34 protein-coding genes are annotated in these 25682 nt (G+C 68.3%); 15 read left to right on the forward strand and 19 right to left on the reverse strand.

Annotation, left to right across the window (positions count from 1 at the left end; all coding sequences use genetic code 11):
- Positions 1–428: 428 nt before the first annotated feature.
- The 4 genes from N1028_RS18620 (at position 429) to N1028_RS18635 (ending at position 3186) form a co-directional block, all read left to right on the forward strand.
- On the forward strand, positions 429–887 hold the full coding sequence (locus tag N1028_RS18620; RefSeq protein ID WP_259531017.1) for a hypothetical protein: 459 nt from the start codon (positions 429–431) through the stop codon (positions 885–887).
- 75 nt (positions 888–962) lie between these two features.
- A complete protein-coding gene (locus N1028_RS18625; RefSeq protein WP_259531019.1) occupies positions 963–1949 on the forward strand; it encodes a hypothetical protein in 987 nt (328 codons plus the stop codon).
- A 93-nt stretch (positions 1950–2042) separates the two neighbouring features.
- Positions 2043–2969 (forward strand): SDR family NAD(P)-dependent oxidoreductase, encoded by a 927-nt coding sequence (locus N1028_RS18630; RefSeq protein ID WP_259531020.1) that lies wholly within the window; start codon positions 2043–2045, stop codon positions 2967–2969.
- A 70-nt stretch (positions 2970–3039) separates the two neighbouring features.
- Complete coding sequence (locus N1028_RS18635) at positions 3040–3186, forward strand: hypothetical protein (protein WP_259531021.1); 147 nt, start codon at positions 3040–3042, stop codon at positions 3184–3186.
- A gap of 22 nt (positions 3187–3208) precedes the next feature.
- Here N1028_RS18635 and N1028_RS18640 read toward each other — a convergent pair whose 3' ends face one another.
- From N1028_RS18640 to N1028_RS18660, 5 genes are all read right to left on the reverse strand, one after another.
- A complete protein-coding gene (locus tag N1028_RS18640) occupies positions 3209–4411 on the reverse strand; it encodes an ATP-binding protein (RefSeq protein ID WP_259531022.1) in 1203 nt (400 codons plus the stop codon).
- Positions 4412–4575: 164 nt separating this feature from the next.
- Positions 4576–5187, reverse strand: a complete 612-nt coding sequence (locus N1028_RS18645) for a TetR/AcrR family transcriptional regulator (protein WP_259531023.1) — start codon at positions 5185–5187, stop codon at positions 4576–4578.
- A 118-nt stretch (positions 5188–5305) separates the two neighbouring features.
- Complete coding sequence (locus tag N1028_RS18650; protein ID WP_259531024.1) at positions 5306–5614, reverse strand: EthD domain-containing protein; 309 nt, start codon at positions 5612–5614, stop codon at positions 5306–5308.
- A gap of 52 nt (positions 5615–5666) precedes the next feature.
- A complete protein-coding gene (locus N1028_RS18655) occupies positions 5667–7079 on the reverse strand; it encodes a dihydrolipoyl dehydrogenase family protein (RefSeq protein WP_259531025.1) in 1413 nt (470 codons plus the stop codon).
- Positions 7076–7636: a hypothetical protein gene (locus N1028_RS18660; RefSeq protein WP_259531026.1), complete on the reverse strand. Its 561-nt coding sequence runs from the start codon at positions 7634–7636 to the stop codon at positions 7076–7078. The genes N1028_RS18655 and N1028_RS18660 overlap by 4 nt, the downstream gene beginning before the upstream one ends.
- 143 nt (positions 7637–7779) lie before the next feature.
- On the opposite strand from N1028_RS18660, the gene N1028_RS18665 reads away from it, so the two are divergent.
- Positions 7780–8652, forward strand: a complete 873-nt coding sequence (locus N1028_RS18665; RefSeq protein WP_259531027.1) for a CPBP family intramembrane glutamic endopeptidase — start codon at positions 7780–7782, stop codon at positions 8650–8652.
- Here the strand turns inward: N1028_RS18665 and N1028_RS18670 are convergent.
- From N1028_RS18670 to N1028_RS18680, 3 genes are all read right to left on the reverse strand, one after another.
- Positions 8642–9049, reverse strand: coding sequence for a hypothetical protein (locus N1028_RS18670; RefSeq protein WP_259531028.1), 408 nt, complete (start codon positions 9047–9049; stop codon positions 8642–8644). The genes N1028_RS18665 and N1028_RS18670 overlap by 11 nt on opposite strands.
- Positions 9046–9402, reverse strand: a complete 357-nt coding sequence (locus tag N1028_RS18675; protein WP_259531029.1) for a hypothetical protein — start codon at positions 9400–9402, stop codon at positions 9046–9048. Before N1028_RS18675 ends, N1028_RS18670 begins: the two co-directional genes overlap by 4 nt.
- Positions 9403–9537: 135 nt before the next feature.
- Positions 9538–10071 carry a hypothetical protein gene (locus N1028_RS18680; protein ID WP_259531030.1) on the reverse strand — a complete coding sequence of 178 codons (534 nt, stop codon included), beginning with the start codon at positions 10069–10071 and terminating at the stop codon, positions 9538–9540.
- Positions 10072–10150: 79 nt separating this feature from the next.
- Between N1028_RS18680 and N1028_RS18685 the strand changes: the two genes are divergently transcribed.
- The gene (locus N1028_RS18685) at positions 10151–10714 is read left to right on the forward strand and encodes a hypothetical protein (protein ID WP_259531031.1); all 564 of its coding nucleotides are present in this window, start codon (positions 10151–10153) and stop codon (positions 10712–10714) included.
- A gap of 78 nt (positions 10715–10792) precedes the next feature.
- Here the strand turns inward: N1028_RS18685 and N1028_RS18690 are convergent, their stop codons facing one another.
- The 4 genes from N1028_RS18690 to N1028_RS18705 form a co-directional block, all read right to left on the reverse strand.
- Positions 10793–11296, reverse strand: coding sequence for a hypothetical protein (locus tag N1028_RS18690; protein ID WP_259531032.1), 504 nt, complete (start codon positions 11294–11296; stop codon positions 10793–10795).
- A gap of 121 nt (positions 11297–11417) precedes the next feature.
- Positions 11418–11564, reverse strand: a complete 147-nt coding sequence (locus N1028_RS18695; RefSeq protein WP_259531033.1) for a hypothetical protein — start codon at positions 11562–11564, stop codon at positions 11418–11420.
- Positions 11561–12064, reverse strand: coding sequence for a hypothetical protein (locus N1028_RS18700; protein WP_259531034.1), 504 nt, complete (start codon positions 12062–12064; stop codon positions 11561–11563). The genes N1028_RS18695 and N1028_RS18700 overlap by 4 nt, the downstream gene beginning before the upstream one ends.
- Before the next feature lie 137 nt (positions 12065–12201).
- Positions 12202–13284 carry a zinc-binding dehydrogenase gene (locus N1028_RS18705; RefSeq protein WP_259531035.1) on the reverse strand — a complete coding sequence of 361 codons (1083 nt, stop codon included), beginning with the start codon at positions 13282–13284 and terminating at the stop codon, positions 12202–12204.
- A gap of 124 nt (positions 13285–13408) precedes the next feature.
- Between N1028_RS18705 and N1028_RS18710 the strand changes: the two genes are divergently transcribed.
- Positions 13409–14047, forward strand: a complete 639-nt coding sequence (locus N1028_RS18710; protein ID WP_259531036.1) for a TetR/AcrR family transcriptional regulator — start codon at positions 13409–13411, stop codon at positions 14045–14047.
- A 17-nt stretch (positions 14048–14064) separates the two neighbouring features.
- Here N1028_RS18710 and N1028_RS18715 read toward each other — a convergent pair whose 3' ends face one another.
- Together N1028_RS18715 and N1028_RS18720 are read right to left on the reverse strand one after the other, a co-directional pair.
- Entirely contained in the window at positions 14065–14679 is a 615-nt protein-coding gene (locus N1028_RS18715; RefSeq protein ID WP_259531037.1) for a hypothetical protein, read from the reverse strand.
- A complete protein-coding gene (locus N1028_RS18720) occupies positions 14676–15284 on the reverse strand; it encodes an RNA polymerase sigma factor (RefSeq protein WP_259531038.1) in 609 nt (202 codons plus the stop codon). The genes N1028_RS18715 and N1028_RS18720 overlap by 4 nt, the downstream gene beginning before the upstream one ends.
- Positions 15285–15368: 84 nt before the next feature.
- Here N1028_RS18720 and N1028_RS18725 point away from each other — a divergent pair, with 84 nt between their 5' ends.
- The 3 genes from N1028_RS18725 to N1028_RS18735 all read left to right on the forward strand — a co-directional run bounded on the left by N1028_RS18725 (position 15369) and on the right by N1028_RS18735 (position 18188).
- The gene (locus tag N1028_RS18725) at positions 15369–15914 is read left to right on the forward strand and encodes an RNA polymerase sigma factor (RefSeq protein ID WP_259531039.1); all 546 of its coding nucleotides are present in this window, start codon (positions 15369–15371) and stop codon (positions 15912–15914) included.
- On the forward strand, positions 15904–16968 hold the full coding sequence (locus tag N1028_RS18730; protein ID WP_259531040.1) for a hypothetical protein: 1065 nt from the start codon (positions 15904–15906) through the stop codon (positions 16966–16968). The genes N1028_RS18725 and N1028_RS18730 overlap by 11 nt, the downstream gene beginning before the upstream one ends.
- A gap of 74 nt (positions 16969–17042) precedes the next feature.
- Positions 17043–18188: a hypothetical protein gene (locus tag N1028_RS18735; protein WP_259531041.1), complete on the forward strand. Its 1146-nt coding sequence runs from the start codon at positions 17043–17045 to the stop codon at positions 18186–18188.
- A gap of 18 nt (positions 18189–18206) precedes the next feature.
- Here the strand turns inward: N1028_RS18735 and N1028_RS18740 are convergent, their stop codons facing one another.
- The gene (locus tag N1028_RS18740) at positions 18207–18539 is read right to left on the reverse strand and encodes a metalloregulator ArsR/SmtB family transcription factor (protein ID WP_259531042.1); all 333 of its coding nucleotides are present in this window, start codon (positions 18537–18539) and stop codon (positions 18207–18209) included.
- Between the two features lie 67 nt (positions 18540–18606).
- On the opposite strand from N1028_RS18740, the gene N1028_RS18745 reads away from it, so the two are divergent.
- Entirely contained in the window at positions 18607–19494 is an 888-nt protein-coding gene (locus N1028_RS18745) for an NAD(P)H-binding protein (protein ID WP_259531043.1), read from the forward strand.
- 66 nt (positions 19495–19560) lie between these two features.
- On the opposite strand, the gene N1028_RS18750 is transcribed toward N1028_RS18745, so the two are convergent.
- From N1028_RS18750 to N1028_RS18760, 3 genes are all read right to left on the reverse strand, one after another.
- Positions 19561–19995 carry a VOC family protein gene (locus N1028_RS18750; RefSeq protein WP_259531044.1) on the reverse strand — a complete coding sequence of 145 codons (435 nt, stop codon included), beginning with the start codon at positions 19993–19995 and terminating at the stop codon, positions 19561–19563.
- Between the two features lie 10 nt (positions 19996–20005).
- A complete protein-coding gene (locus N1028_RS18755; protein ID WP_259531045.1) occupies positions 20006–20590 on the reverse strand; it encodes a chloramphenicol phosphotransferase CPT family protein in 585 nt (194 codons plus the stop codon).
- Positions 20591–20691: 101 nt separating this feature from the next.
- Positions 20692–21663, reverse strand: coding sequence for a diacylglycerol/lipid kinase family protein (locus tag N1028_RS18760; protein WP_259531046.1), 972 nt, complete (start codon positions 21661–21663; stop codon positions 20692–20694).
- A gap of 211 nt (positions 21664–21874) precedes the next feature.
- Between N1028_RS18760 and ppk2 the strand changes: the two genes are divergently transcribed.
- From ppk2 to N1028_RS18775, 3 genes are all read left to right on the forward strand, one after another.
- Positions 21875–22708: a polyphosphate kinase 2 gene (ppk2, locus tag N1028_RS18765; protein ID WP_259531047.1), complete on the forward strand. Its 834-nt coding sequence runs from the start codon at positions 21875–21877 to the stop codon at positions 22706–22708.
- A 224-nt stretch (positions 22709–22932) separates the two neighbouring features.
- Complete coding sequence (locus N1028_RS18770) at positions 22933–23181, forward strand: type II toxin-antitoxin system Phd/YefM family antitoxin (RefSeq protein WP_259531048.1); 249 nt, start codon at positions 22933–22935, stop codon at positions 23179–23181.
- On the forward strand, positions 23178–23456 hold the full coding sequence (locus N1028_RS18775; protein ID WP_259531049.1) for a type II toxin-antitoxin system RelE family toxin: 279 nt from the start codon (positions 23178–23180) through the stop codon (positions 23454–23456). Before N1028_RS18770 ends, N1028_RS18775 begins: the two co-directional genes overlap by 4 nt.
- On the opposite strand, the gene N1028_RS18780 is transcribed toward N1028_RS18775, so the two are convergent.
- Positions 23453–24238 carry an IclR family transcriptional regulator gene (locus N1028_RS18780; protein WP_259531050.1) on the reverse strand — a complete coding sequence of 262 codons (786 nt, stop codon included), beginning with the start codon at positions 24236–24238 and terminating at the stop codon, positions 23453–23455. The two genes, N1028_RS18775 and N1028_RS18780, sit on opposite strands and share 4 nt — an antisense overlap.
- A 130-nt stretch (positions 24239–24368) precedes the next feature.
- Between N1028_RS18780 and N1028_RS18785 the strand changes: the two genes are divergently transcribed.
- Positions 24369–25679 carry an ABC transporter substrate-binding protein gene (locus N1028_RS18785; RefSeq protein ID WP_259531051.1) on the forward strand — a complete coding sequence of 437 codons (1311 nt, stop codon included), beginning with the start codon at positions 24369–24371 and terminating at the stop codon, positions 25677–25679.
- Positions 25680–25682 lie beyond the last annotated feature (3 nt).

Consider the following 25682-nt stretch of genomic DNA (forward strand, 5'->3'; position numbering starts at 1 on the left):
TCTGGCGGCGAGTCAGGACGACCGCTGCGGGGGTGCCTCCCACCATCATCACTGTCTGGCGGGAGACCGCGAAGCGGGCGAGGGGACTATGACTCGAACGGATCATGCACACCCCACGGCCACACGGGCAACATCACCGCGGTGGCGGCTGCGGCGGGGTGTTCGGAGTTGTTCGGGAATCGGGGGCCGGCGCCGGAACGGGGCGGGCGAGGGGCGCGAGGGTGAGAGCGTCGGGGGAACACGCGGGGGTATCAGAAGGATGCCGGATGCTCGCGTTCACTCGATGGGGGAGACCTTTGCGCACAGTTCGTTTGTCAGCGGCACTTTCGATCGCAGTCGTTGCGGTGGCCGTTCTGGCTGGATGCGCGACGTCGGATGCGGATCCGGCGTCGAGTCAGCCAGGTCCGTCGGCTTCGGCTCGGTCGAGCGTGGCCGCGGAGGCGGACCAGACGCCTTCGCCGTCGGCCACATCCTCGCCCTCGGCTGCGGCCGCGCCGACGCCGGAGGAGATCGCTGCGGCGGCAGAGGCGATACCCGAGACCACGACCGAGGCCGTCGTGCCCGACGTGTTCTCCTGGAAGTCGATCAACGGCACGTGGTGTCCGCCTGAGGGGGAGTGCATCACGATCTTCGACTACGGCACGGGAACGGGGAACAACCGCTTCGTGATGCAGATGACCGAGGCGCCGGACGGGTGCCTGCTCGGTGCGGCGGAGAACCACAGCTACCCGGGTGCCAGTGTGATGATCTGCCCGGCCTTCACTCCCACGCCCGCCGCGGTCTTCGGCGTCACGACGAGCTCCGAAGCGGTGACCGGCGATGACTACACCCGTGACCGCATGTGGTTCTTCCAGGGCCTCGGCTCTCCGACGTTCTACCGGCAGTGAGCTCGCGCACGGCGAAACCGCGACGATAGTCTGGCGGGGGCCGCACCTGCCGAGCGGTTCGCGAGGGGGAGAGCGGTGACCGAGGCCGCCACAGCCGACAACGAGCCGGACTCGCTCGACCGGATCGCCGCGGAACTGCTCGTGCTCAAGGAAGGTCTGCCGATCTCCTACGCCGAGATCGTGCGGCGCGTCGGGCAGAATCGGATCGACCGTGGGGTGTCGCCGAGCGCAGCGTTCCCTCCTCGAAGCACCATCTATGACGCGTTCCGCTCAGGGCGAGCCCGGATGGATCCTGTTCTGCTGCGGGACATCGTGAGTGCTCTCGGGGTGAGCGCTGGTGAGGCGGATGGGTGGGTGGAGCGCTGTCTCCGGGTTCAGCGGACCAGACCCGTCGCCCGGCCTCTGTCCGTGACTCGGCCGGCGGATCTGCGGGCCGGTTCGCTCGACGCATCCGTGGCTCGGCCGTGGTGGAGCACGCCGGCGTTGCTCGTGGGGTGCGTGCTGCTCAATCTGGTGGGGATCGTCGTCGTGCAGCAGCTCCATCTGCCGATCTACCTCGACATGGCAGGCACGGCTGCGGCCGCGATCATGCTCGGCCCGTGGCACGGTGCAGCGGTCGGCCTCGCCAGCAACCTGTTCGGGTTCGTGGTCGGGGCTCCGGGTGCAGCGCCGTTCGCGCTTGTGAACGTGGCGGGGGCGCTCGTGTGGGGCTATGGCATCCGGCGCTTCAGGATGGGCGACGACATCGTGCGGTTCTTCAATCTGAACCTGCTCGTGGCGACCGCGTGCTCGCTCGTGGGTGCGCCTCTCGGCGTCATCCTGTTCGGCGGGTACTCGGGGCACGGGTCGGACACGGTGACCGCCTCGATCGAGACGATGGGGCTGCCTGTCGTCGCCGCTGCGTTCTCGTCGAACATCCTCACCTCGGTGATCGACAAGCTGCTCACCGGTTTCGTCGCCCTCATGATCTTCGTCTGGCTCCACCGGGCGGCGGGGTTCTCGGCTGCGCGGATGCCGCTCGTGGAGCAGCTGAGCGCGCCGGCGCGGAGGCGGCAGGGTTGACGGGCTGGTCCTGAGCGCCGCCGCTCGCCCTGGGGGTGATGGCCGGTTGCGCGCATCGGTCGTACGGTGAGGCGAATGAGGAGAGGGCGAGTGATGAGCAGAACAGAGGATGTGGCCGACAAGACGATCGTGATCGCGGGCGCCTCGAGTGGCTTCGGGCGCGGTGCTGCGATCGAGCTCGCGCGTCGAGGCGCTCAGGTGGTCGTCGCGGCCCGCCGCGGGCTGGTCCTCGATGAGCTGGTCGCCGAGATCGCTGCAGCCGGCGGGACGGTGCTTGCCGTGCCGACCGACGTCAGCGATCCGGATGCGGTCTCCGCGCTCGCCGAGAGCGCGCTCCAGCGCTTCGGGCGGATCGACGTGTGGGTCAACAACGTCGGGATCGGCGCGATCGGTATGTTCTGGGACATCCCGATCGAGGCGCATGCCCGCGTCGTGGACGTCAACCTCAAGGGCCTGATCTATGGAGCCCATGTCGCCGTCAGGCACTTCCGCTCACAGGGCGCCGGGGTGCTCGTGAATGTGGGCTCGATCGACAGCGAAGTGCCGCTGGCCTATCAGGCCTCGTACGCGGCCACGAAAGCCGCTGTGCTCAGTCTCAGTCGCACCTTGAACGAGGAGCTTCGTCTCGTCGGCGACCATGACCGCATCAAGGTCGGGACGATCATGCCGTGGGCCGTCGACACGCCGTGGTGGACCCATGCTGCCAACTACAGCGGGCACACGGCCCGGATGGCTGTCATGGACGACCCCCAGATCGTCGTCGACGCGATCGTCGCCGCCTGCACCGACCCGAAGGAGGAGCAGCCCGTCGGCCCCAAGGCCCGAACGGCGAACCTGTCGCACCACCTCTTCCCGGGCCTCACCGAGCGGCTCTCGGCCAAGACCGCCGACGCCGAATCGAAGAAGGGTGATGAGCTCCCTCCCACCGCCGGCTCCATCTTCGAGCCCGTCGCGGCGGGGACCACCGTGGACGGCGGTATCCGTGCACGGATGAAGGAGGAGGACGACAGCGCCCGGTGATCGTCGAGACATCCGGGCGTAGGTTCATACGCAACCTGGCCGATTTCGTCGGCGGAGCGAGGAGGAGTGCGTGAAAGTGTGGGTGGTGCTCGACCTGACCGAGTGGACGAGAGACGTCATCGGCGTGTTCGCCACTCGCGACGCGGCCATCCGCGCGATCGAGCGCACGTCATCCTGGGAGTTCTCGATCGAGCAGTGGAACGTGGAGGCGGCCTAGCCTTGCCAGCGCGCCGACATCCTCACACGTCCGGGAATCCGGTGACCCGGTCGTACGCCGCACTGTTCTCCGCACCCTCGTTCTTCAGCCGGAGTGCATACTCCTTCATGTACGGGAAGGCGATGATGAAGCGACCGCGCACCTCGGGGTCGGCCACCAGGATGCCGGCATCCACGAGATCCTTTCGGTAGCCGGGAAGGCTCGTCTCGGCGGCACCGAGCACGCGGGCCATCTCCTTCGGGGTGATCTCGGGCTGCTCCGCGATGGTCCGAATGATCAGCTTCTGTTTTGTCGAGAGTTCTTCGTAGGCGACCCCGGCGACAGATCCGATGACCTTCTCCAGGAAGGCGGTGCGGACAGCTGAGACGTGCTCGACGTCGATCAGCTCACCGCCCGACCGTTCATAGGCCAGGTATCCGATCTCCTGGATCATGTAGGTGTTGCCTCGGCTGAGTGCTGCCATCGCCTCGACTGCGCTGTCGGTGATCAGCAGATCGGACGCCTGGGCGATGGTGCGGATGACTGCCTGGCTCTCTTGGTAGGTGAACTCATCGAGTCTGATCTCCTCGGCCCGGGTCAGGAACGAAATGTGCTGATTCCGACGGGCGCGCTCGATGGGGATGGGTAACCCGGAGATGACCACGGCGACAGGCAGATCATCCTCGATCAGCGACTGGTAGGCGCTGGAGAACGAGACGATGTGTTCGAGCGTGGTGTCTCGGGCATGCTTGAAGTTCATCTCGTCGATGACAATGAGGAGACCGGACATCTTGCGCCTCACCAGGAGATCGATGAGCACTCTCATCGAGGCGCCGAACGGGCGCTTGTGAGCATCGGCGGCCCGCTTCTTCCGCGTGAGCTTCGCACCCGGGATACCTACACCGAACGCGGTGAGGCCGATGTTTATCTCCGCTAGGGAGAGATTGGGCTTGCGACCGAGCTCGTCGACGAGCCAGTCCACAGCGTAGTGAACGTCATCCAGGAACCCGCGCTTGGCGCCCACGCGCAGTACCGGGATGCCCATTCCCTGGGCGCGGCGCACCGTTGCAGTGAGAAGGGTCGTCTTGCCGATGCCTCGGTTTCCGGTGATGATTGTGGCGCGACTGTGCGCGGGGTGCTTGGCGCCGAGCGTGAAGGACGTGCGATCGATGAGACCCATCTCGGTCTCGCGCCCGTAGAGCACTGTCGGCGGGGTCCCGAATCCCGGTGTGAACGGATTCGCCATACTGCTCCTAGCCTCAGCTTCTAAATTACGCTCTTTCGCATAAAATAATAATCCTCCTGCGGTCGAGACAAGCATCCACCCGCTCGTCTCGCTCAGCGTCGTCGAGCCACGAGTCCCGCCGCGAGAGCCGTGGCCGTCTCCTTCCAGCTCCTCGTGTCTGAGTCTCAGGCCCGTGCGGCGGAGAGGGCGTCGAGGTAGGCCGCCTGGAGGGTGTCGCTGATCTCGTCGGGTTCGCCGAGGTAGCCGCCCACCATGGCGCCGTCGCGCAGCATGAGCAGCTGGCGGGCGGTCTTGTCGGGATCGGGCACGTGCGCTTCGGCGGCGATGCCGGCGAACATGTCGCGCGTCCACGTCCGGTGCGAATCGACCACCACTCGCACGGGGTCGTCGGCGTCGGGTGTCTCGGCCGCGGCGTTGATGAAGGCGCAGCCACGGAAGCCGGGCATGCAGCTCATGGTGCCGATCAGGCGGGCGATGTTCTGCAGCGCGCCCGCGGGGTCGACGTCGGCGCGGGCGGCCTCGAAGGCGCCGCGCTCGCGCGCGGCCTGCTGCTCGAGGTAGGCCACCGCGAGGTCGGTCTTGGTGCGGAAGTGGCGGTAGAAGGTGACCTTCGTGATGCCGGCCGCCTCGATGATCCGGTCGGCGCTGGTGCCGCGGATGCCGTGGGAGTAGAACAGGTCGGCGGCGGCATCGAGGATGCGCTTTCGGGCGGCGCCCTCGTGGCCCCGGCCCACGGGTGCGGCGCCGGCGGGTGCGGCGCTGGCGGTCTCAGTCACGTCCGGCCTCTCTCGCCGTTCGGGTGACGGCGTGCTCAGCATCAAGGCTATGCCCACGGGAACGCCGTGCCCGAAATCGAGGATCCCGGGCACGGCGCTGTCGGGCTCCGTCAGTCGCTCACGCAGGCTCGACGTCGAGGAAGAGCCCGGTGATCTTGCCGCCGGTGGCGCCGACGACCGCGCCGAAGAAGGCCTGTCCCTCGGGCGACGAGGTGGCGCCGGATGCTTCGTCGTAGCCGTCGAAGGCCAGCGAGAGGGTGCGGAAGGCGGGTGTGGGGGTGCCGTCGTCCTTGGGCCAGACGCGGCTGGACTCGAGGCTGCGGAGCCCGGGCAGGGCGCGCGCCTTCTCGAGCAGGTCGGGCAGAGCGCGCTCGAACGCCTGGGTGTCGTCGAGGTTGTCGATGATGATCTCGATCTTGGTGGTCATGGTGTCTCCTTGTTCGTGTTCTGCGGGTGGGGATGGGGGCGTGGTGCCGCGGTCAGGGCCTGCCGTATGTCTCGAGCAGTCGCAGCCAGATCTCACTGATGGTGGGGTAGGAGGGCACGGCGTGCCAGAGGCGCTCGAGGGGCACCTCGCCGACGATGGCGATCGTGGCCGAGTGGAGCAGTTCGGCGACGTCCTGGCCCACGAAGGTGGCGCCGACGATGACCTTGCGCTCCTCGTCGACGACGAGCTTGGCCCGGCCGCTGTAGCCATCGGCGTGGAGCTTGGCGCCGGCGACCCAGCCGATGTCGTATTCGACCGTGCGGATGTCGTGGCCGCGCTCGCGGGCCTGGGCCTCGGTGAGCCCGACGGCGGCGACCTCGGGGTCGGTGAACACGACGCGGGGGACCGCGACATGATCGGCGGTCGCCGCGTGCAGACCCCATGCTCCACCGTCGACGGGGGTGCCCGCGAGCCGGGCGGCGATGGCCTCGCCGGCGGCGCGTGCCTGGTATTTGCCCTGGTGGGTGAGCAGCGCCCGGCCGTTCACGTCGCCGACGCCGTAGAGCCAGTCGGTGCCGCGGACGAGCATGGTCTCGTCGACCTCGAGGGCGCGGCCGGCAGGGATGCCCACAGCCTCCAACCCCAGATCGTCGGTGCTCGGCCGGCGGCCGGTGGAGACGAGCACCTCGGCGGCGGTCACGGCGGTGCCGTCTGCGAGCAGGATGCGAACAGTGCCGTCGGCGTCGCGGTCGATCCGCTCGAAACCCACTCCGGTGCGCACGTCGATGCCCTCCGCCGTGGCGGCCGCGGCGATCAGTTCGCCGACGAACGGCTCTTCGCGGGCGAGCAGCGTATCTCTCGACAGCAGGGTGACCCGCGAGCCGAGCGACGCGAATGCGAACGCCAGCTCGGTGCCGGCGACGCCGCCGCCGATGACGGCGAGGCTCGTCGGGACGTGATCGGCCGAGGTCGCCTCCCGGGTTCCCCACGCGCGAGCCTCGGCGAGCCCGGGGATCGGGGGGAGGACGGGCACGGAGCCGGTGGCGATGGCGACGGCCTTCGCGGTGTGGATGCGGTCGCCCACGGCCACCTGGCGAGGGCCGACCAGCCGGCCTCGGCCGCGGATCAGTGCGACGCCGACGGAGTCGAGCCACCCGACCTGGCCGTCGTCGTTCCAGTTGCTCGTGAACTCCGTGCGGCGGGCAAGGACGGCGGCCGGGTCGAGGGCGCCCGTGACGGCTTCGCGGGAGCCGGCGAGACGCTGGGCGGCGCGGAGGGCGTGTGCGCTCCGCAGCAGCGCCTTCGACGGCATGCACGCCCAGTAGGAGCATTCACCGCCCACCAGTTCCGCTTCCACGATCGCGACCCTGACTCCCTTGCGGGCGGCGTAGTCGGCGACGTTCTCGCCCACCGGGCCCGCACCGATCACGATCAGGTCGTAGTCGGGCTCCGGCGCGGCGTTCACGCGTTCCTCCGCACGACCACGCTGAGCCGGATGGCGGCGATGAGGAAGAAGATGCCACCGAGCACGGCGTAGCCGCCGATCCCGATGGCGCCCGACCCGCCCTGCAGTCCCGAGGCCAGGAAGCCGCCTCCGGCGAGCACGGAGATGGCTCCGCTGATGACGAGCGGGATCTGCCCACCGGCGCTGCGGCGAAGGAGCGCCGTGACGAGCTGGGTGATGCCGGACAGGATCGCCCAGACACCCCAGCCGGCGAGGATCGCTCCGACGGAGATGGTCGAGAGGATGCCGAGCCCGATGGCCGCGGCGAGGCTCAGCACGATGTTGAGCATCTCGGCGATCCGGGGCGAGGCCCCCTTGCCTTCGGAGCGGAGCTGCCAGGCGACGGCCGCCGCATCGACGAGGGGATAGATCACGACGAGCACGGTGAGCAGCGGGCCCTGGGCGGCGGCGGTCGCGATGAGCACGCCCGCCCAGACGAGGGCGAACGCGAAGCGGATGAAGTAGAGGCGGCGGAGCACGTAGCCCTGGGCGGGGGGAGCCGCGGTGAGATCGGTCATGGCATCTTTCTCTTCGAGATCAGTAGACGAACTAGTACGTCTACTAACGAGGACATTACGACTTCTTCGAGCGCAACGCAAGCGGCGCGCCCCTTTAGGCTGGTGCTGCCTTCCTACGAGGAGGGACGGCGAAAGGGGACGTCATGGCGGAACGCGAGCTCTCTGTCGATCAGGGGCGCGAGCACCGATCCGCCTGGGCGCGGTTCTGGAACGCGGGCTCCTGGTGGAAGGCGCTGCTCTTCATTGCCGTCTACTGGGGCGTCTACCAGCTCATCGGCCTCGGCGTCACCACCCTCGCCGCCGGCCTGGTCGTCCGCGACGACATCCTCTCCACGCCGCTCAGCGTGCTGTTCGGGGTGGCGGTGCCGATACTGCTCGCAGGGCTCCTCCTGCTGCTGTTCGCCCGGTCGCTCGGCTGGATCCGCCCGCTCTTCGCCCGGCAGCCGGTCGAGGGGCGGGCGTGGATGTGGGTGGCCGTCGTGCTGGTGCTCATCCCCATCGTCGTACGACTCGTGGCCACCCAATGGTCGGCGTGGTCGGTCGCCCAGGTGCTGGCCATCCTCTTTCTCGGCCTCTGCATCGGACTCACCGAGGAACTCGCCACCCGTGGGATCATCGTCCGGATGCTCCGCAGCGGCGGCTACCACGAGCGGCTCGTCTTCGTGCTCTCGTCGCTCTACTTCGCGCTGCTGCACGCCGGCAACTTCGTGAGCGGGCAGGATGTCGCGACCGTCGCGATCACCGTCGTGTACGCCTTCGGCTTCGGCGCGATGATGTATCTCTCGCTGCGCGTCACGGGCCGCCTGATCTGGGTGATCCTGCTGCACGCCGCGACCGACCCGACGACAATCCTCGCCACCGGCGGCATCGACACCCACACGGCTGCCGGCGGCGCCTCGGGCCTGCTCAGCATCGCGGGCCTCTTCGGCATCGCCTACGTCGTGCTCGCCGTGCTGGCCGTCTTCCTCGTGAAGAACCGCTCGGACGCGGGGCGCTCGCGGGCTTCTACTGGTTGACGGCTCGGGCTATGAGGCCCCGGGCGTAATTGGCGCGGGTCTGGAGCTCGTAGAGCTGGGCCGCGGGGTTGTAGCCGGCGGGTTCGCCCGTCTGGTAGGTGAAGCTGCCGTTCGTGACGGTGATCTGCATGAAGCCGGTGACGCGAGTCTCCTTGACCAGGAGGAAGAGGAGCCCGAGGAGGAAGAAGAAGAAGCCGATGACGGCGAGCACGATGGCCCAGGTCGGTATGAAGCGCTCGGTGCGGGTCTGATCCGTGATGGAGATCTGGGTGTTCGCGAGGGGGACCGTGCCCTGCGGGGTGATGACCCACTGATCCGTGATCGAGATGTCGCCGAAGCGCACGAGAGGCTGCCCGCTCGGCGGCGGCGTGGCGGGCGTGTACGGATTGATGGTCATGTGGCTGATTCCCCCGGTCGTGGTTGACGGGTCGAGCCTAGTGGCGCGTGGTGACGAGACGACCGGAGCCAGAGCAGCAGGGCGGCCAGGGGGAGGCCGATGAGGCAGGCCCAGAACGACTCGATGCCCACCCACCACGCGATCGACGACGCGAAGAGGTTGAAGCGGGTGCCGGGGAGCACGTCCGGCTGCAGGCCCTGCGGGATGTTCCAGGCGACCTCGTGCTCGAACCCGCTCCGGGCGATGCTCTTCGCGATGCCGAGCACCCACAGGCCCACCACCGAGGGAAGGATGCCGAGCAGCCAGACGAGGGCGACCACGCCGGCCGACGTCGCGTACCTGCGGTCTCGCATCCGCTCACCCCCCTCTCGCGACCTCGGTCGGCCCGGGCGGTCGATGCTCGTGCGCTGCCTCGAGACTAGGAGTGCTCGGTGCGCGGGTCGATGGGGAGGCCTCCCCATGCGGCTCGGGCGCGACAGGCCCCTCGATCACCGCGACTCGGCGCAGGTGCCGGTGAAGCGGCCGGGGACCGAGCCGCTGGTCGTCCAGGTGAAGGTGGCCAGGGGGTCGGGGCCCTCCGTCACCGTCCAGGTCACGACGTCCACGGTGACCGTGGTGTCTTCGTTCGGGAGGTCGACGACGCTGTCGGAACTCGTGTCCTCGCGTTCGACGGTGTATCCGGCGGCCCCTGCGGCCTCGGTCACCGCCTTATCCGCGGTGTCCGTCGTCGACGGCGATCCGACCTCGTCGAGCAAGGCGGCGCAGTTCTCGCGGGCCTCCGCCGACGGGGTCGGCTGCTTCGGCTGCGCCTGGCCGAGGAGGCTCGCGCTGCCGACGATCACCGCGGCACCGGCGAGGATCATCGCACCGGACCGCACCGCCCACCCGAGCCGAGACGGTTCCTGCGCATCCGGATGCCGGTAGAGGGGGCGCACCGCGACGCGCCAGATCGGCTTGAGCGCCAGCCCGCCGAGCACGAGGATCGCGCCGGCCACGATGAGGACGATCAGGAACGGGATCATCGGCACATGCTACCCAGGATGCCCCGAGCTCGTTCTATGCTGCGAGGGCACGGGAACGAGAACCGACGGGGGAGACATCGTGAACGACGTGACGCCCAGCAGCCACGATGACGCTCTGGGGGCGCGCCTCGAGCAACGGGTGGCGAACCTCGAGAAGATCGCCGTGAGCCTGCCGGTGGTCGCGGCGGAAGCGCTGCTGATGCTGTCGCTGTTCCTGCCCTTCGTCACCGTGACCTCGTACTCGCGCGACGACGAGGTCGTGAACCTGTGGCAGCTCGGTCTGGCCTTCTTCGGAGTGCTCCCCGCATCCTCCGCGGGGCTCAGCAGCGGAGACGTCGACGCGGTCGGAGTGCTCTTCGGAGTCGCCTTCCTCGGGCTCCTCGTGGTTCTGCTGTGCTCCATCGCGGGGCTCGTCGTCGTGGCCCGAGGCCACGTCTCCGCCCGGGCTGCCCGCGTGCTCACCGCGATCGGTGTCCTGCTCGTGGTCGGCGCGGCCGGCGCGTGGCTCGTCATCGGCCTCGGGTCCACCTCCGAGTCGCCGTGGCTGCCCGAGGCGGGATCCCTCACGGTGGTGGCCGGCGCCGTCCTCGCCGCGCTCGTGACCTTCCTGCCGGCCTTCCGGGGGATCTGGCTCCGGCACTGACCTCCGGGAGATCCGACCTCTGGAGGTCCGACCTCCGCCGACGTGGCCGAACGATCAGCGGATGCGAGGTCGGCGAACTCACCGCAGCACGCCGCAGGGCGTGGTCACCCGGATCATGACCGTGCCCTCCGCGCCGGAGGGGTAGGTCAGCAGGTACGATCCCGCCTCGTCTTCGATCAGGGTGTGCGGACCGACGACCGGCCAGATCGTGCCGTCCGTGTATTCGACGTCCTGGGCGGCCGTGCCGGTGGAGGTCACCGCGTCACCGTACTCATCCTGCAACCGCGAGATGGCGCCGGCGATGTCGTCGCTGGTGAGGTAGCCGGCCCACAGCCACCGACCGATGTCGGCGTCCTCCCCCGCGCAGTCGTACACGTTCGCGTTGTCGCCGGTGACGAGCGAGGCTCCCGGGAACTCCCCCACGATCGTCTCCACGGCAGCCTCTGAGGCGTCCAGCACCTCGTTGAGCGATTGAGTGAACTTCGGTGGTTCGGGCTCGACGTAGGCCGTCGGCGAGCATCCGGCAAGAAGCGCGAGGGCGGCGGTTGCGACGAGGAGCGGGGCGAGTCGACGGGTTCTCATACGGACATTCTCCCGTCTGCAGATCAGTAGCCGATGCCGGGAGCAGGCAGTTGCCCTTCGGCTGAGCTCAGCGGCGGATGGTGTGCGACGAGGCTCACCACGACGCCCACTGAGCGTCAGGTCAGGCGGGTTTGGGGGGCTGCGAGGAGTCCGGCTCCGTGCCGAAGCGGCGGATGTAGACGTCGCGCAGCTCTTGGAGCTGAGCTCGTTCTCGATCACTGATCGGTTCGGCCTGGCCTGCGGCGATGCGGCGTTGCAGGCTGCTCACCTTGCTCCACCCTTCGCTGACTTCACCCATGGCACATACCTCCTCCACCATCCATTGTCCCTGGGCCCGGCGACGGCGTCCAGACCGGCACTGCTCTGCAGGTTCTCGATGGTGCGGAAGATCATCCTGAACTCCATGCGAGTCGCTTCTTCAGACAGGGCGACAAGGGCATCGTTGGCGACCTCCCGCCCGGTGCGACTGTCAGAACCCGCCTGACCGAGTGCCCATTCCGCCCGCTTCCACCACTGTTCACGAGCCGCGTTCTCGCGCGTGATGCGAGTCGAACGGAACGCAGGGAAGAAGGCGATGGTTGCGGCCACCACCGCGAACACCCCGGCGAGCGGAGGGCCAACCAGCATCTCCCGCCACAACACGTCGTCGATGACGAACGGGGGAAGGAGGCTGCGCACGCCGAAGCCCAGGGAGATGCTCAGGACGCTGATCGCTGTGTACCGCCACCCTGGCCTCGACCGCGCCCCGAGCTTCGTCGAACCAGTCATCCCGGCACCCTAGGGTGCAGCGGTCATCATGGTGGCCCTGCATCTCGAGGTTGTGGAGAACGCATGAACTCCACCGGTGGGGGCAGCTGAGACGGTCCAGCGTCCGCGGCCCTGCGTGGAGCAGGGCCGCGGCGTCGTCAGAAGCTCGTGATCACCACGCGGTTGATCTTCGGGTCGTGGAGAGACGCGTAGCCCTCCTGGACCTCGTCGATCGAGATCTCCTTGGAGACCAGCTCGTCGAGCTTGTAGCGGCCCTGCAGGTAGAGTTCCGCGATCATCGGGATGTCGCGCTTCGGGTTGGTCGAGCCCATGTAGACCCCCTCGATGCGCTTGCGACCGCCGAGGAGCTCGAACGAGGAGACCTCGATGCTGTTGGCGGGATCGAGCACTCCGATCAGGTAGAGGCCGCCGCCCTGGGCGAGCATGTCGAATCCGGAGCGCGTGACGCCCGGCGCTCCCACGAAATCGAAGACGAAGTCGGCGCCGAGACCGCCGGTGAGTTCTTTGACGGCTTGGACGGCGTCGACCTCGCGCGAATTGACCGTGTCGGTCGCTCCGAAGTGGCGCGCGTTCGTGAGCTTGTCGTCGGCGACGTCGATCGCGATGATCCTGCTCGCCCCGGCGATGACGGCGCCGCTGATGGCGTTCGTTCCCACGCCGCCGGTGCCGATGATGGCCACGGTCTGGCCGGGCTGCACCTTGGCGGTGTTCATGACGGCGCCGGCGCCGGTGACGACACCGCAACCGAGCAGGGCGGCCTGCGGGAACGGCATGGCATCCGGGACCTTGGCGAGCTGGTTCTCGTGGATCAGCGCGTACTCCGCGAAACCGCCGAGGCCCATGCCCTGGCTGAGCTCACGGCCTTCGGCGTCGGTGATCCGGTTGTCGCGGACCGTGGCCTCGGGGTGGAGGCAGAGATTGACGTTCCCGGTGAGGCACTGGATGCAGGCGCCGCAGTACTGGACGAGACAACCGACGACATGGTCACCGACAGCGACGTCGCGCACCTGATCGCCGATGGCCGTCACGATGCCGGCGACCTCGTGACCGAACACCACCGGCACGTCGAAGCCGAGATTGGTCGACTGGGCGAGCTCGTCGCTGTGGCAGAGCCCCGAAGCCTTCACCTCGACGAGGACCTCCCGACCGATCGGATCGGACAGGGTGACGTCTTCGGTGTGGAACCCTCCGCCGAATTCGCGGACGACTGATGCTTTCATGGCTGACCGGCCTTTCTGTGAACGAGACACGGCGGACATCGGTGTCGGGCCGCGGGACTCCCTCACGTTACTCCCATTTGCTAGACACTCGTCTATAAAGTGGCGCATACGCGAAGATGGACGGATGACGACTTCGGGGCAGGAGGGGCGCCGGCGACAGCTCGCCATGGCCTCCGACCCGCGGGTGGCGCGCACCCGCCGGGACATCGTGGCCGCCTGTCGCGATCTGCTCCGATCGGATCGACCGGTCTCGGTCGCCGCGATCTGCACCCGCGCCAACGTGGGGAGGAGCACGTTCTACACGCACTTCGCCACCGTGGGTGATGTCGCCGTGGCCGCTGTGGATCAGCTCTTCGATTCGCTGACGGCGAAGGACATCGAGAGGCGGGAGGAATCCTCGCTCAGCCGCTCCGAGATCGTGCGGATCGGCCTCGCCGACCTGCTCCGGGGCGCCGTCGAAGAGCGGCCGTTCTTCCTCTACGCTCTCGCTGCTCCGGCGGCGGAGCGCGTGCGCGAGCGCTTCGCGAGCGATCTCGCCTCGAGCCTGCAGCACACGATCCGCGCGGAACGCCCGAGCGCCTCCGAAGCCTTCTACCGCACGGCAGCCGACTTCACCGCCCATGGCGCGGTCGGAGCGCTCCTGGACTGGGTCGCCGACCCCGCGGGCCGGACCGAGGCGCAGATGATCGACTTCCTCTCGGAGCTGCTTCCCCGGTGGCTGACCGACGAAACAGTGGTGGCGGTGGAGACCGACCACAGCTGACCTCATGCGTGACGGGGTCACTCGATGGCGTCAGTGGCGGTGACCTCCGGGTTCTCGACAGTGCCACTGATTGAACAGACCTTGAGTCCGTCCTGGGGGCCGTCGGCGTAGTCGCGGACGACGGGGATGAGGACCGTCCAGACCCCCTCGATGTACTCCTCGACGTCGCTCTCGTGGAACGCGGCCATGCTGAGCGTGGGTGCGGGAGGAAGTCGATCACCCTGGGTCGTGATGACCTCGGAGTCCCAGACATCCGGCGCGGCGACACAGATGTCGTAGGCGGCCTGAGCGGTCAGCGCCGTGCCGCCCATCGGACCGACCGGGATGCTCGGACTCGGACTCGCGGTCGGCGGCGCGGTCGGTGTCGGGGCAGGGCTCGGCACGGGCGAAGCGGTCGAGGTCACGGGCACCGGTAGGGCCGGCGAAGGATCTGGGGCGACGCTCGCGAAGGCGATGGTGAGGGCGCCGACTGAGACGGCAGTGAGGGCGCCGATCCCCGCAGCGACGCCGATCACCCGGTTCCGCGTAGCGCGGGCCGGAGCTCGTTGCGCGTCGAGACGCGCGTGGTCGACGAGGAGCGAGCGCATCGCGACCCTCCGTGCGGGTTCCAGTTCGTCGGGCTGAGGGTTCATCGTGCAGTTCCCTTCGTGGTCGTGGGGGAGGTCTCGAGTGCGGCCACGACCTCGGCCGACAAGCGGTGGCGGGCTCGCGAGAGCCGTGACTTGACCGTGCCCGGTGCAACGCCGAGCGCGGCCGCCGCCTCGGCGGTGCTGAGCCCCTGGATGAGGCAGAGGGCGATGACGTCGCGGTCGCGGCTGGGCATCCGGGCCAGAGCGCGATGGGTGGTGCCGAGTGCGGCTTCGCGGTCGAGCCGCGCTCCGATCCGGTCCGAATGGTCCGGTGAGTGCAAACCCTCTCCCCGCGTCCCGTTGAGCTTGGCGAGGAGCGCGCGACTCCGGTTTCGCGACCGCCGTGCATTGCGGGCGAGGTTGTTGGCGGTGACCGACAGCCACGCGATGACCGAGCCGTCCACCACCCTCACCGCATCCCGCCGTCGCCAGGCTTCGAGGAAGACCAGCGCCGTGACGTCCTCCGCATCCTCGGTCGTCTCCGTCAGGCGGCGGGCCTGGCGGAAGACGCGGGCGTGGTGGAGGTCGAAGATGGCTCCGAAGGCGTCGGCGTCGCCCCTTCTCACCCGCTCCCAGATGGAGTGCTCGTCTGATGTCTCGTTGGTCACACTGAATGATGTCCGGCATGGGGCGACGGGTTCCAAGAATGTTCGTGATCATTCGCCCAGGAGCGACATTCCTATAGTGAGGGGGTGCACGAGGACATCGATGATGGTTCGGACGTCGAGCTGCTGAGAGGCGCGGCGACGGGGGACAGAGGGGCGCTGGCCGGCCTGCTGCGGCGGCATTCACCCGCCGTGACCCGGTACGCGTGGGCGCTGGTGGCGAATCAGCAGAACGTCGAGGAGGTGGTGCAGGACACCTTCCTCACCTGCTGGCGGAAGTCGGTCAGCATCGAACTGCTCGACCGCTCCCTGCTCCCGTGGCTGCTGGTGACCTGCCGCAACAAGGCCCTCAACCTCAACCGGGCCCGCGCGAAGCATGCCGCCGACGAGCTTCCGGCCGATGTGCTCATGCTCGACGACGACCACGAGGCCCGCGATCGTCTGCGCTGGGTCACCGGCGAGATCGAGCGGCTCTCTCCGCTCGACCGACGTGTGTGCGAACTCTGCCTCATCGAGGGACGCAGCTATGCCGAGGCGGCAGAAGCAACCGGCATCAGCGTGGGCGCCGTGCGGCAACGGGTCTCCCGCAGCCGCGACAAGCTCCGAAAGGCGGGGATCGACAATGAGAACTGAGCCACCCACCGGCGACGAATTCGCGCGTCTTCTCGGCCGGATCAGCCAGAACGTCCTTCAGAACGCCGAGGACCCCGTGGTCTTACCTCAGGCGGTGTCGGTGCCGAAGCGCCGGTTCCGATGGGGTGCGGTCGTGGTGGCGGTGCTCATCGTGCTCGGCTTGGGAACTGCGGGCGGCGCCGTGGCCCTGAGCCTCGGGTTCCTCGGCGCCGGGAGCGGCGAGAGGGCACCGATGGTGTCGGCGCCCCCGACCTCGTCGCCGACTCCGGAACCGACCGCCCCTGCCACGACCGCGCCACCGACCCCCGAGACACCGACAGTGTCCGTCGGCGACGCTGTCTTCAGCCCGGGTGACTGGGGTGCGGGAGTCACGGCCGACCTCTCGGGGCTCACGCCGCACACGCAGTATGCGCTCTCGATCGACTCCCGCTACCGGGGCGAAGCGGGCGCAGATGCCCCGGACGCCTACTTCTCCGTTTTCAGCAGCCCTGCCTTCGTGACGACCGACCAGAACGGCGCAGCTTCCCTCACCTGGACGCCGGACGTCTTCCCGCAGAACTTCACCGAGAGCGGCGAGAGCGGCTACCTCCTGGGGAGCTACGTGCGGGTGGATGCCGGAGACGGCCCGCTCTTCGATGACTCGATTGCGGGCTTCGCAGATCCGCTCGTCCTCAGCGAGCCGCTGCCGATCGAGTTCCTTTTCATCGCATCCGTGACCGTGACGGCTCCCGCCTGCGTCGACCCGGAGCAGCTCGTCAGCGGTCAGCCAGGTCTTCCGGTCACCTTCTCGGGACTCCAGCCCGGCGAGCTCGTTTTCGTGAGGGGCATCCAGTCCCCGGGGTCACCCGGCTTCACCTTCGGTGGCTTCGGCAGGGCGGATGGCGAGGGGACTGCGACAGTTGCCGTCAACGGCAACTCCGCGATGTACCCGGTGGCATCCTCTGCCGACATCGCGCCGGATGCCTGGCGTCTCGAATGGTCGGCGAGCTACCGGCAGACCCCCACCGAGGAGTCCCCGGTCGGCACCCTGCCGCTGACGGTCGGCGGATGCTGAGCGGGGCAGGTGAATCCACGGACTCGCGACCTGCGGCTAGAGTCGCGGTGGGCGGGGCTGAGGGGGTACAAGGGATGTCGTACGATCTGCGCGTTTTCGGAAGCGCAATAGACGTTGCGACCCTACGCGCTGCGATCGCGGTGTCGGGTCTCGAAGTCGAAAGCGACGGCAGTGAGGTGCTGATCGTTGTCCGAGGCGCACGTCGCCGGTATTCGTTCAGCGTGGGAGCTCCGGTACTCGTCGAGCCCGAGGACGTGCCCGCGGAGGTCGTCGCCGCCGTGCTCGGACCGACGCATCTCGTCGAGATCGGCGTGGAGGGGTCTGAGGAGTCCGAGATCCCGCATGCGGTCCGTGCAGCCCGTCGCGTGGCGGCAGCCATGGGTGGCGCCGTCCTCGACCCGCAGACCGATGAGGTGTTCCGACGCGGTCGGACGCGCTCGAGCGAACGAGTCGAGCGCGGGCTCGTGTCGATCGTCGACGTCACGTGGTACGTGCGTTCTCAGGATGACGACCCGTCCCGAGCAGCGGCCGCCTTCGTCGACGCCGCAGAACGCCACTTGCCGGAGGCGCTACCGCGGCGGTACGGGTCGTACGAGCCGTTGCAGCAGCGGTGGGCCGACGGGGGAAAGGATGCCTTCGTGTCTTTCGTCGGGGCGGAGACCACAGCCGTCTCAACGGGCGGCACAGGCCTCGTTCAATCGGGGACCATCGGGCGCGCGAGGAGCCGCGACCCGCACGTTCACTCGCACGGGCTGACGGTCCTGGCCGAACCGCTCGGAGACGAGCGATGGAGTCGCGCACTCGAAGCGATGTTCCTCGACTTCGCGCAGGCCGTCGAGGCGATCTACGCCACCGCCGAAGTGGAGCGCGGAGTCGAGTGGTCCGGTCGCGCTTTGTGGTTCGGGGCTGAAGCGGAACACTCCGTGTATCTGGCATACAAGGGGCGCTGGCATGGACTTACTCCCCACCCCGTGTGGCTGAGCTGGTTCGGGCGGGAGTACGCCCCGCTGGTTCGTGATCATCTCCCGGCGGACACGACAGTGGAATGCGACGGAGGACTGCTGCACAAGCGGTCGGAGACTCCGAAGGATCGCGACGCCCTTGATCCGGCGTGGCTTCCGCCCGAGTACCTGGCCGTCCCGCCCGAGCCGGGGCGGTGGGCTCTGATGTCCACGATTCCGGCCGCTTACCTGCCTGCGACCCTCAGAGACGCGACGTAGGAGACTGCTGCGGGGTGGCTAGGCGCGGGCCTCCGCGGCGGGGCCGGTCGAGCGCTTGCGGACCTCGCGGAGGACGATCTGTTCGGGGCAGACCGTCGAGAGGAAGTCGCCGACGGAGAGGGCCAGGCGCTCGCCGACGAGTGAGTAGAGGATGCGGTTCGCGTCGCGGCGTTCGCTCACGAGGCCGGCCTGCCGGAGCACGCCGAGGTGGCGGGAGATGGTGGGGCCCGTCGCGTTGAAGCGCGACGCGATCTCGCCGGCCGCCAGCTCGCCGTCCTTGAGGTCCTGAAGGATCTGCCGCCTCGTCGGGTGGGCGAGTGCGGCGAAGATGTCGGACGCCGAATCTGTCATGGTTGCAATCTAGCACATGAGCTATATACAGTGTAGCCACATAGCTAATGAGCAAAGGAGTGTTGCCATGCGGGTAGCCATCACCGGAGGATCCGGATTCGTGGGTCGTCACCTCGCCGAGCGCCTCGACCCGGCCGAGACCGTCATCGTCTCGCGCCGCACGGGTGTCGAGATCGACGACGTCGATGCTCTCGCCGCCGCGTTCGAGGGCTGCGACGCCGTGGCCCACTGCGCCGGCATCAACCGCGAGATCGGCGAGCAGACCTTCCAGCGGGTGCACGTGGAGGGAACGCGCGCCGTCGTGGAGGCCGCGCAACGGGCCGGCGTGAAGCGGATCGTGATGCTGAGCTTCCTGCGTGCTCGGCCGGGCACCGGCTCCGCCTACCACGAGACGAAATGGGCCGCGGAGGAGCTCATCCGGAGCTCGGGCCTCGACCACACGATCCTGAAGTCGGGGATGATCTACGGCCCGGGCGACCACATGATCGACCACGTGACGAAGGCGGTGCGCACCTGGCCGGTGTTCGGCACCGTCGGCTACACCGAGAAGAAGGTCCGCCCGATCCCCGTGCACGACGCGGTGGGGGTGCTGCTCGCGGCCCTCGACGGCCGGATCCCCGATCCGACGGTCGCGGTGATGGGCGCGGAGGAGCTCGAGCTCGGCGCCGCGGTCAGGCGCATCGCCGGCGTGGCGGGTCGTCGTCCGCTGTATGTGCCTCTCCCGGTGTGGGCGATCAAGGCGCTCGCTCAGCTGACGGAGTGGGTGATGGTCACGCCTCTCGTAGCCAAAGCGCAGGCGCGCATGCTCGCCGAGGGCGTGAACGAGTCGGCCCCCTTCGCGCCGGAGCCGCCGGCCGGCATCCGCCCGTCATCACTCTTCACCGAAGACCTCATCCGGGCCGCGCTCCCCGCCGGGCGCTTCGGCCTGCAGGACCTCCGCCTCGCGCGTCGCTGACCGGCGCCGCCTGATCCGAGACGCTGCCGATGACGTCGTCGGCGCTCGAGGAGAAGTGCCGGTCGCTCAATCCTTGAGACTCTCGGCCAGCATCACGAGGATCCTGCTCGGGCCGCGGAGGTAGGTGAGCTTGTAGACGTCCCCGTACGTGGCCACACCGCGCAGAGGATGGCAGCCATGGCGCGCGGCCACGGCGAGTGCCACGTCGATGTCGTCGACCGAGAACGCGACGCGGTGCATGCCGATCTCGTGGGGAAGGGTCGGTTCGGTCTCGATGGCGTCAGGGTGGATGTACTCGAAGAGTTCCAGCTGCCCGTGACCGTCTGGAGTCCTGAGCACGGCGATCTTGGCGTGATTGCCGTCGAGGCCGACTGCCGTGTCGGCCCAGTCGCCGCTGATCGTGTCACGGCCCACCATCTCCAGACCCAGATCCGTGAAGAAGGCGATCGCGGCATCGATGTCACGCACGGCGATCCCGACGTTCTCGAGCTTGATGGGCATGGTTCGCATGCTAGTGAGAGGGGCCGCGGCCGTACACCCCGGCCCGCTGCTCCTCGAGGAAATCGGCGACGGATCGCGCGACGTTCTGGGGGGAGCGGGAGGTGGTGTCGACCTCGAGGTCGTACGCGACCCCGAGATGAACGCGGGAGGCCTGCTGCCGGGCCATGCCCGGGATCCGGTCGCCGCGTGCGGCCTCGCGGGCGGCGGCCACCTCCGGATCGCAGTGCACCCCGACCCAGGTCAGCGCCTTCGCACCGAAAGCCGACCGCAGCCGCTGCTGGCCGGTGGCACCGGAGAGCAGCGCCTCGTCGAGGATGAGATCGGCCCCTGACCGGGCCATCGCGCTCAGTCCCGAGTACCAGGCGTCTTCGAGCCGGGTGAAACCATCGCTGAGGAGGACGGCTCCGCCCGCGTCGTAGCCGATGCCTGATCGCGGACTGTCGCCCCGCCCCGGGAGCGCGTCGATGAAGGTGTCCACGCCGAAGGTGAGCCAGATCCCGGGAAGGAGCTCCTGCAGGGCGCGCGCGAGCGTGGACGTGCCCGAGCTCGACCCGCCGTTCAGCACGACCACTCGGGAACTCACATGTGCCGGCATGCTTCGATCGTAAGTCGTGCCCTCCTGGCGATCAGCGGAGTGGCGGTGCTGCTCCAGAGCGATGAGGCCGGTGGCATCCACCTGTTGCGACGTCGACTCCGTCAGGCGGGCACCCGCACGGTGAGTGCCCCGGGCTCGATCCAGGCGTTGAAGGCCGCGGCTTTGCCGAAACCGTCGCCGTCGAGTTCGATCTCCTCCGGGCGGGAGAGCCGGGCCACGAATCGCGTGCCGGTCTCGTAGTGCAGGTCGCCGTCGTTGCGGCGTTCGCCCGCGAGGGCTTTGCCGGCCTTGGTGCGGCGGACGACACCGTTGGTCCAGGCGACCTTCACCCAGAGACGGACCCAGCCGAGCGCGCTCCCCGGCCGCATCAGCATCAGGTCGAACAGGCCGTCGTCGACGACGGCGTCGGGCATGAGGAGGATGTTCGCCGGCAGGGAGCCGCAGTTGCCGAGGATGACGGTGTGCACGGTGGCGCGTTTGGGCTTGCCGCCGTCGAGCTGGAATCGCAGGTGCAGCTCGTCGGGGTCGCGGAGCGACTTCACGATCGCGTCGACGTAGGCAGCCCAGCCGGCCTTGGCCTTGAGGTCGTCGTCGGTGTTCTTGATCATCTTCGCGTCGATGCCCATGCCGGCCATCACGACGAACACGTGCCGGTCGCGGGAGCGGTCGTCGCGTTCGATGTCGATGACACCGAGGTCGATGCGGCGATCCGTGCCGGTGAACGCGGATGCGACCGAGTTCGGCATGTCGTCGAGGGTGAGCTTGAGATTGCGGGCGAGCAGATTGCCCGTGCCGGAGGGCAGGAGCGCGACGGGGGTCGCGTGGCCCCGGACGGCCTCGGCGACGGCACGGACGGTGCCGTCACCGCCGGCGGCGATGATGAGGTCGACGTCCTGATCGAGCGCCTGCTTCGTCACCCCCTGCCCGACGTCGTCGACGGACGTCTCGAGCCAGAGCGTCTCGCCCCAGCCTGCGGCCGCCGCCTCTGCGGTGACGGCGTCGCGGAGGGCGTCGAGGTCGACCTTGATGGGGTTGTAGATCACGGCGGCGATCTTCGGGCGGGCGTCGGTCATGGAACCTCCAGTGACGGTGAATGTGTGATGCCGGTGAGGCTGCGGTGGCCGGGCGGACGGATCCCGTGGGCCTCCTATTCTGCGGCACGAAGCGGTTTCGGGCGCATTCCGTCGGTACCCCTCGCGGGATCGGCCGGTCAGGCGTAGCGTTCCGAGATGCGCCGCATCCGCCGGCCGTCGAGGTTCTTTCGGGGACAGCTGGGATCGGGCCATGTCGAAGTCATCGCAGAGCACCACATCGGGCAAGCGGATCCGGAAGGATCTCTACGAGGCGGAGCTCGAACGGCTGCAGGTCGAGCTCGTCACCATGCAGCGGTGGGTGATCGAGACCGGCGCCCGGGTCGTCGTGATCTTCGAGGGCCGGGACGCCGCCGGCAAGGGCGGTGCGATCAAACGGATCGTGCAGTACCTCAACCCCCGCTCCGCCCGGGTGGTCGCTCTGCCGACTCCGAGCGAGCAGGAGAAGGGGCAGTGGTACTTCCAGCGCTACATCAAGCACCTCCCGACCACGGGGGAGATCGTGCTGATGGATCGCTCGTGGTACAACCGGGCCGGGGTCGAACGCGTCATGGGCTACTGCACCCCTGAACAGTACCGCCAGTTCCTGCGGCAGACGCCGGTCTTCGAGCGCATGCTCGTCGAAGACGGCATCATCCTCATCAAGTACTGGTTCTCCGTCTCCGATGACGTGCAGGAGGAGCGGTTCCGATCGCGTCTGGACGATCCGATGCGGCGGTGGAAGCTCTCCGACACCGATCTGCAGTCGATCACGCGGTGGGAGGACTACTCCCGCGCGAAGGACGAGATGTTCGAGGCCACCAATCACGCGGATGCGCCCTGGTGGACGATCGAGAGTGACGACAAGCGCGCGTCCCGTCTGAATACCATCAATCATCTGCTCTCGCAGATCCCCTACGAGCACCGCGATCCGGAGCCGATCGAGATCCCGGGCCGCCCGGTGTCGGACTCCTACGAACGCCCCGCACGCGAGCGGCACCAGTACGTCCCCGACCACGCCCACACTCTCGGAAGCGGCACGGAGTAGACCGTGCTCCTGCTCTTCGGCAATCGCGTCAGCGAATGTTCTCGTTCTCCACGAAGTACCTGAACGAGTGCACCCATTGTGGAGGGCAGACTCCTCTCACTCGCGAGCAGGCGAACCATTCACTGGCCTGGTCCGAGGCCCAGCCCTGACCCCTCGCGCGCGGTGTCCTCGTCGTCGAGCTCCCTTTTATGTACATCCAGAGATTCAGGATGTACAGTTATGTCATGTCCATCGTCAGCGTCGCAGACGCCCGCAACCACCTCTCGGACGTCATCGCCCGGTCCCAGAATGAAGCGGTTTTCATCGAGCGACGTGGCAGGCGTGCCGCCGTGGTGGTCAGCCCTGAGCAGTACGAGCGAATGCTGGAAGCGCTCGAAGATGCGGAAGACGTCGCGGCGTTCGACGAGGCGATGGCCGAGGAGGGCCCCAGCATTCCCTGGGCTCAGGTGAAGTCCGACCTGGGCTGGATGTGACCTACCGGATCGAGCTCCGTCCCGCCGCAGTCCGGGCACTCAAGAAGATCGACCACCAGGACCGAGACCGCATCCGGGGTGCGATCGCGCTCCTCGGCGAGAACCCCCGACCCCCAGGGGCCAAGGCGCTCCAAGGCCGCCCGGGTCTTCGAGTGCGGATCGGCGACTACCGCATCACCTACACCGTCGACGACGAGATCCTCGTCGTGGCCGTGATCATGCACACCCCACGGCCACACGAGCAACCCGCCGGAAGGACGGAGCGACGAACCTAGCGGCGGATGTAGCCGAGGCGAGTGGAGATGTCTGCCGCCGCCGTGGTGACCGCCACGGCCAGCTCGTCCTGGCGGGGGAGCAGGGTGGTCAGCATCGCCCCCACGCTCACGGCCGCGACAGCCACGCCCCGCGCGTTCCGCACCACGGCCCCGAGAGCCCCCACCCCGATCGTCACGTCCTCGAGGCTCACGGAGTAGCCCCGCTCGCGGGTCTGTGTCAGCCGACGCTTCAGCTCGTCGACCTCCAGGTGCTGCCCCGTCGGCGTGGTCATGTCGCCCTCGGCGAGCACGAGCGGCAGAAGTTCGGCTTCGCGCTCCGCGAGGAGCGCGCATCCGCCACCGCCGATGTAGAGCGGCAGCGACTTGCCCACATCCAGCGCCATCATGCGCACGTTCGAGCGCCCCTCGATCCGTTCCAGGCACACCGCGCGTGGCCCATCCGGAACCACGAGGTAGACATCCTCCCCGTACTTGCCCGCCAGCTCGGTCATGACCGCCCGCGCCTCGTGCCGCAGCTCCACGCTGCCCACCGCGGTCGATCCGAGCCGGAACACCTGCAGCGAGAGACGGTAGTTGTCGCCGTTGCGCTCGACCCAGCCCACGAGCACGAGGGTGGCGAGGAGCCGGAAGGTCGTCGTGCGCGTCAGCTTGCTGCGCCGCACGATCGTCTCGAGGTTCAGCTCGGGCTGCTCGTGGGTGAACAGCTCCAGCAGCCTGATCGCCTTCGCGACCGACGCGACGTGGTTCTTGGGGTCCAGAACCGGCTCTCCGTCAGGTGCCATGTCCATCTCTCTTCCCTCGCGTGACTTGACATCGGAGGCCTCTCAGGAGAGGCTTCCCGTGTTCCGGAAACGCATTCCGCAATCCGGAAGACTCAGTGTCGAGTAAGAACTTACCAATAAGGGAAGCACTATGACAGTCTCCACCTTTATTTCCCGGGCCCGCCGGCTCACGGCCGCTGCTGCGGTCGCCGCGCTGGCCGTCGGTCTCGCCTCCTGCGCCTCGAGCGATGCGGGCACCGCCGCCGCGTGCGACGGAGACACGGCCATCAACGGCATCTTCGGCGAGGGCGGCGAGGCCGGCGGCCAGGGCGTGACCGTCAAGGTCGGCATGCTGCTCGCGATGACCGGATCCGGATCGTCGTACGGCGAGGTCATGAGCCACGGCGCGGAGCTCGCGGCGAAGCAGATCCTCGCGGCCTGCGGCCCCGACTTCGAGATCGCCATCGGCGACCACGAGAGCGGGAGCGTGCCGGCCGCGGTGGCGGCGGCGCGCAAGCTCATCAGCCAGGACGGCATCAACGTGCTGCAGACCTCGTTCGGCGGTGTCTCCGAGGCGATCATCCCGCTCGTGCAGCAGAACAAGATCCTGACCCTGCAGGGCGGTGGCACGAGCCCCGGCCAGATCGGCAAGGACTACCTCTGGAACACCCGCCAGCTGTTCGCCGACCCGAGCATCCCCGGCGGGCTCGCCTGGGTGGCGCAGACCTACCCGGAGGCCACGAAGATGGCCGTCGTGGGCACGCTCGAGAACGGCATCAACGCCCAGACCAAGCTCATCCCCGAGATCTGGCCCGAGGTGGCCCCCGGCGGCACCGTCGTGCTCAACGAGCAGCACGAGGTCGGCCTGACCGACTTCGGGCAGATCATCGCGAAGATCCAGTCGGCCGAGCCCGACGTGATCTGGATCTTCGAGCAGGGCGGCGACAACGCCACCTTCATGAAGGCCCTCCGCCGGGCAGGCGTCACGGCTCCCGTCGTCTCGTCCGAGACCGGTGGTGAGGAGGTCTGCAAGCTCGCTCCGGAGGAGTTCGACACCGTCATCGCCCTCGGCGAGAACTACGACGTGGCCAACCCCAACCCCTTCAACGAGCAGTTCGTGACCGAGTACAAGGATGCCTACGGCAAGAACCCGGACATCTTCGCGGCGAACTACTACGAGGAGATGTTCGTGTTCTGGGAGCTCGTGAACCGCGTGATCGCCGACGGCGGCGACCCCACGAGCGGTGAGCAGCTGCAGGCCGCGCTCGCAGCGGATCCGACCTTCCAGTCGGTCTACGGCGGCAGCGCCGACGAGGTGGGGACCATGTCGATCGACGAGGAGACCCACCTGCCGGTGAAGCCGATGGGCGCCTACACGATCAAGGACTGCCAGCTCACCCAGGTGGCGACCATCACCGAGGTCGACGAGGGCGCCGACCCGTTCTCGGGCGTCTCGAAGTAAGCC

Source organism: Herbiconiux oxytropis (assembly GCF_024979315.1).
Lineage (GTDB): Bacteria > Actinomycetota > Actinomycetes > Actinomycetales > Microbacteriaceae > Herbiconiux > Herbiconiux oxytropis.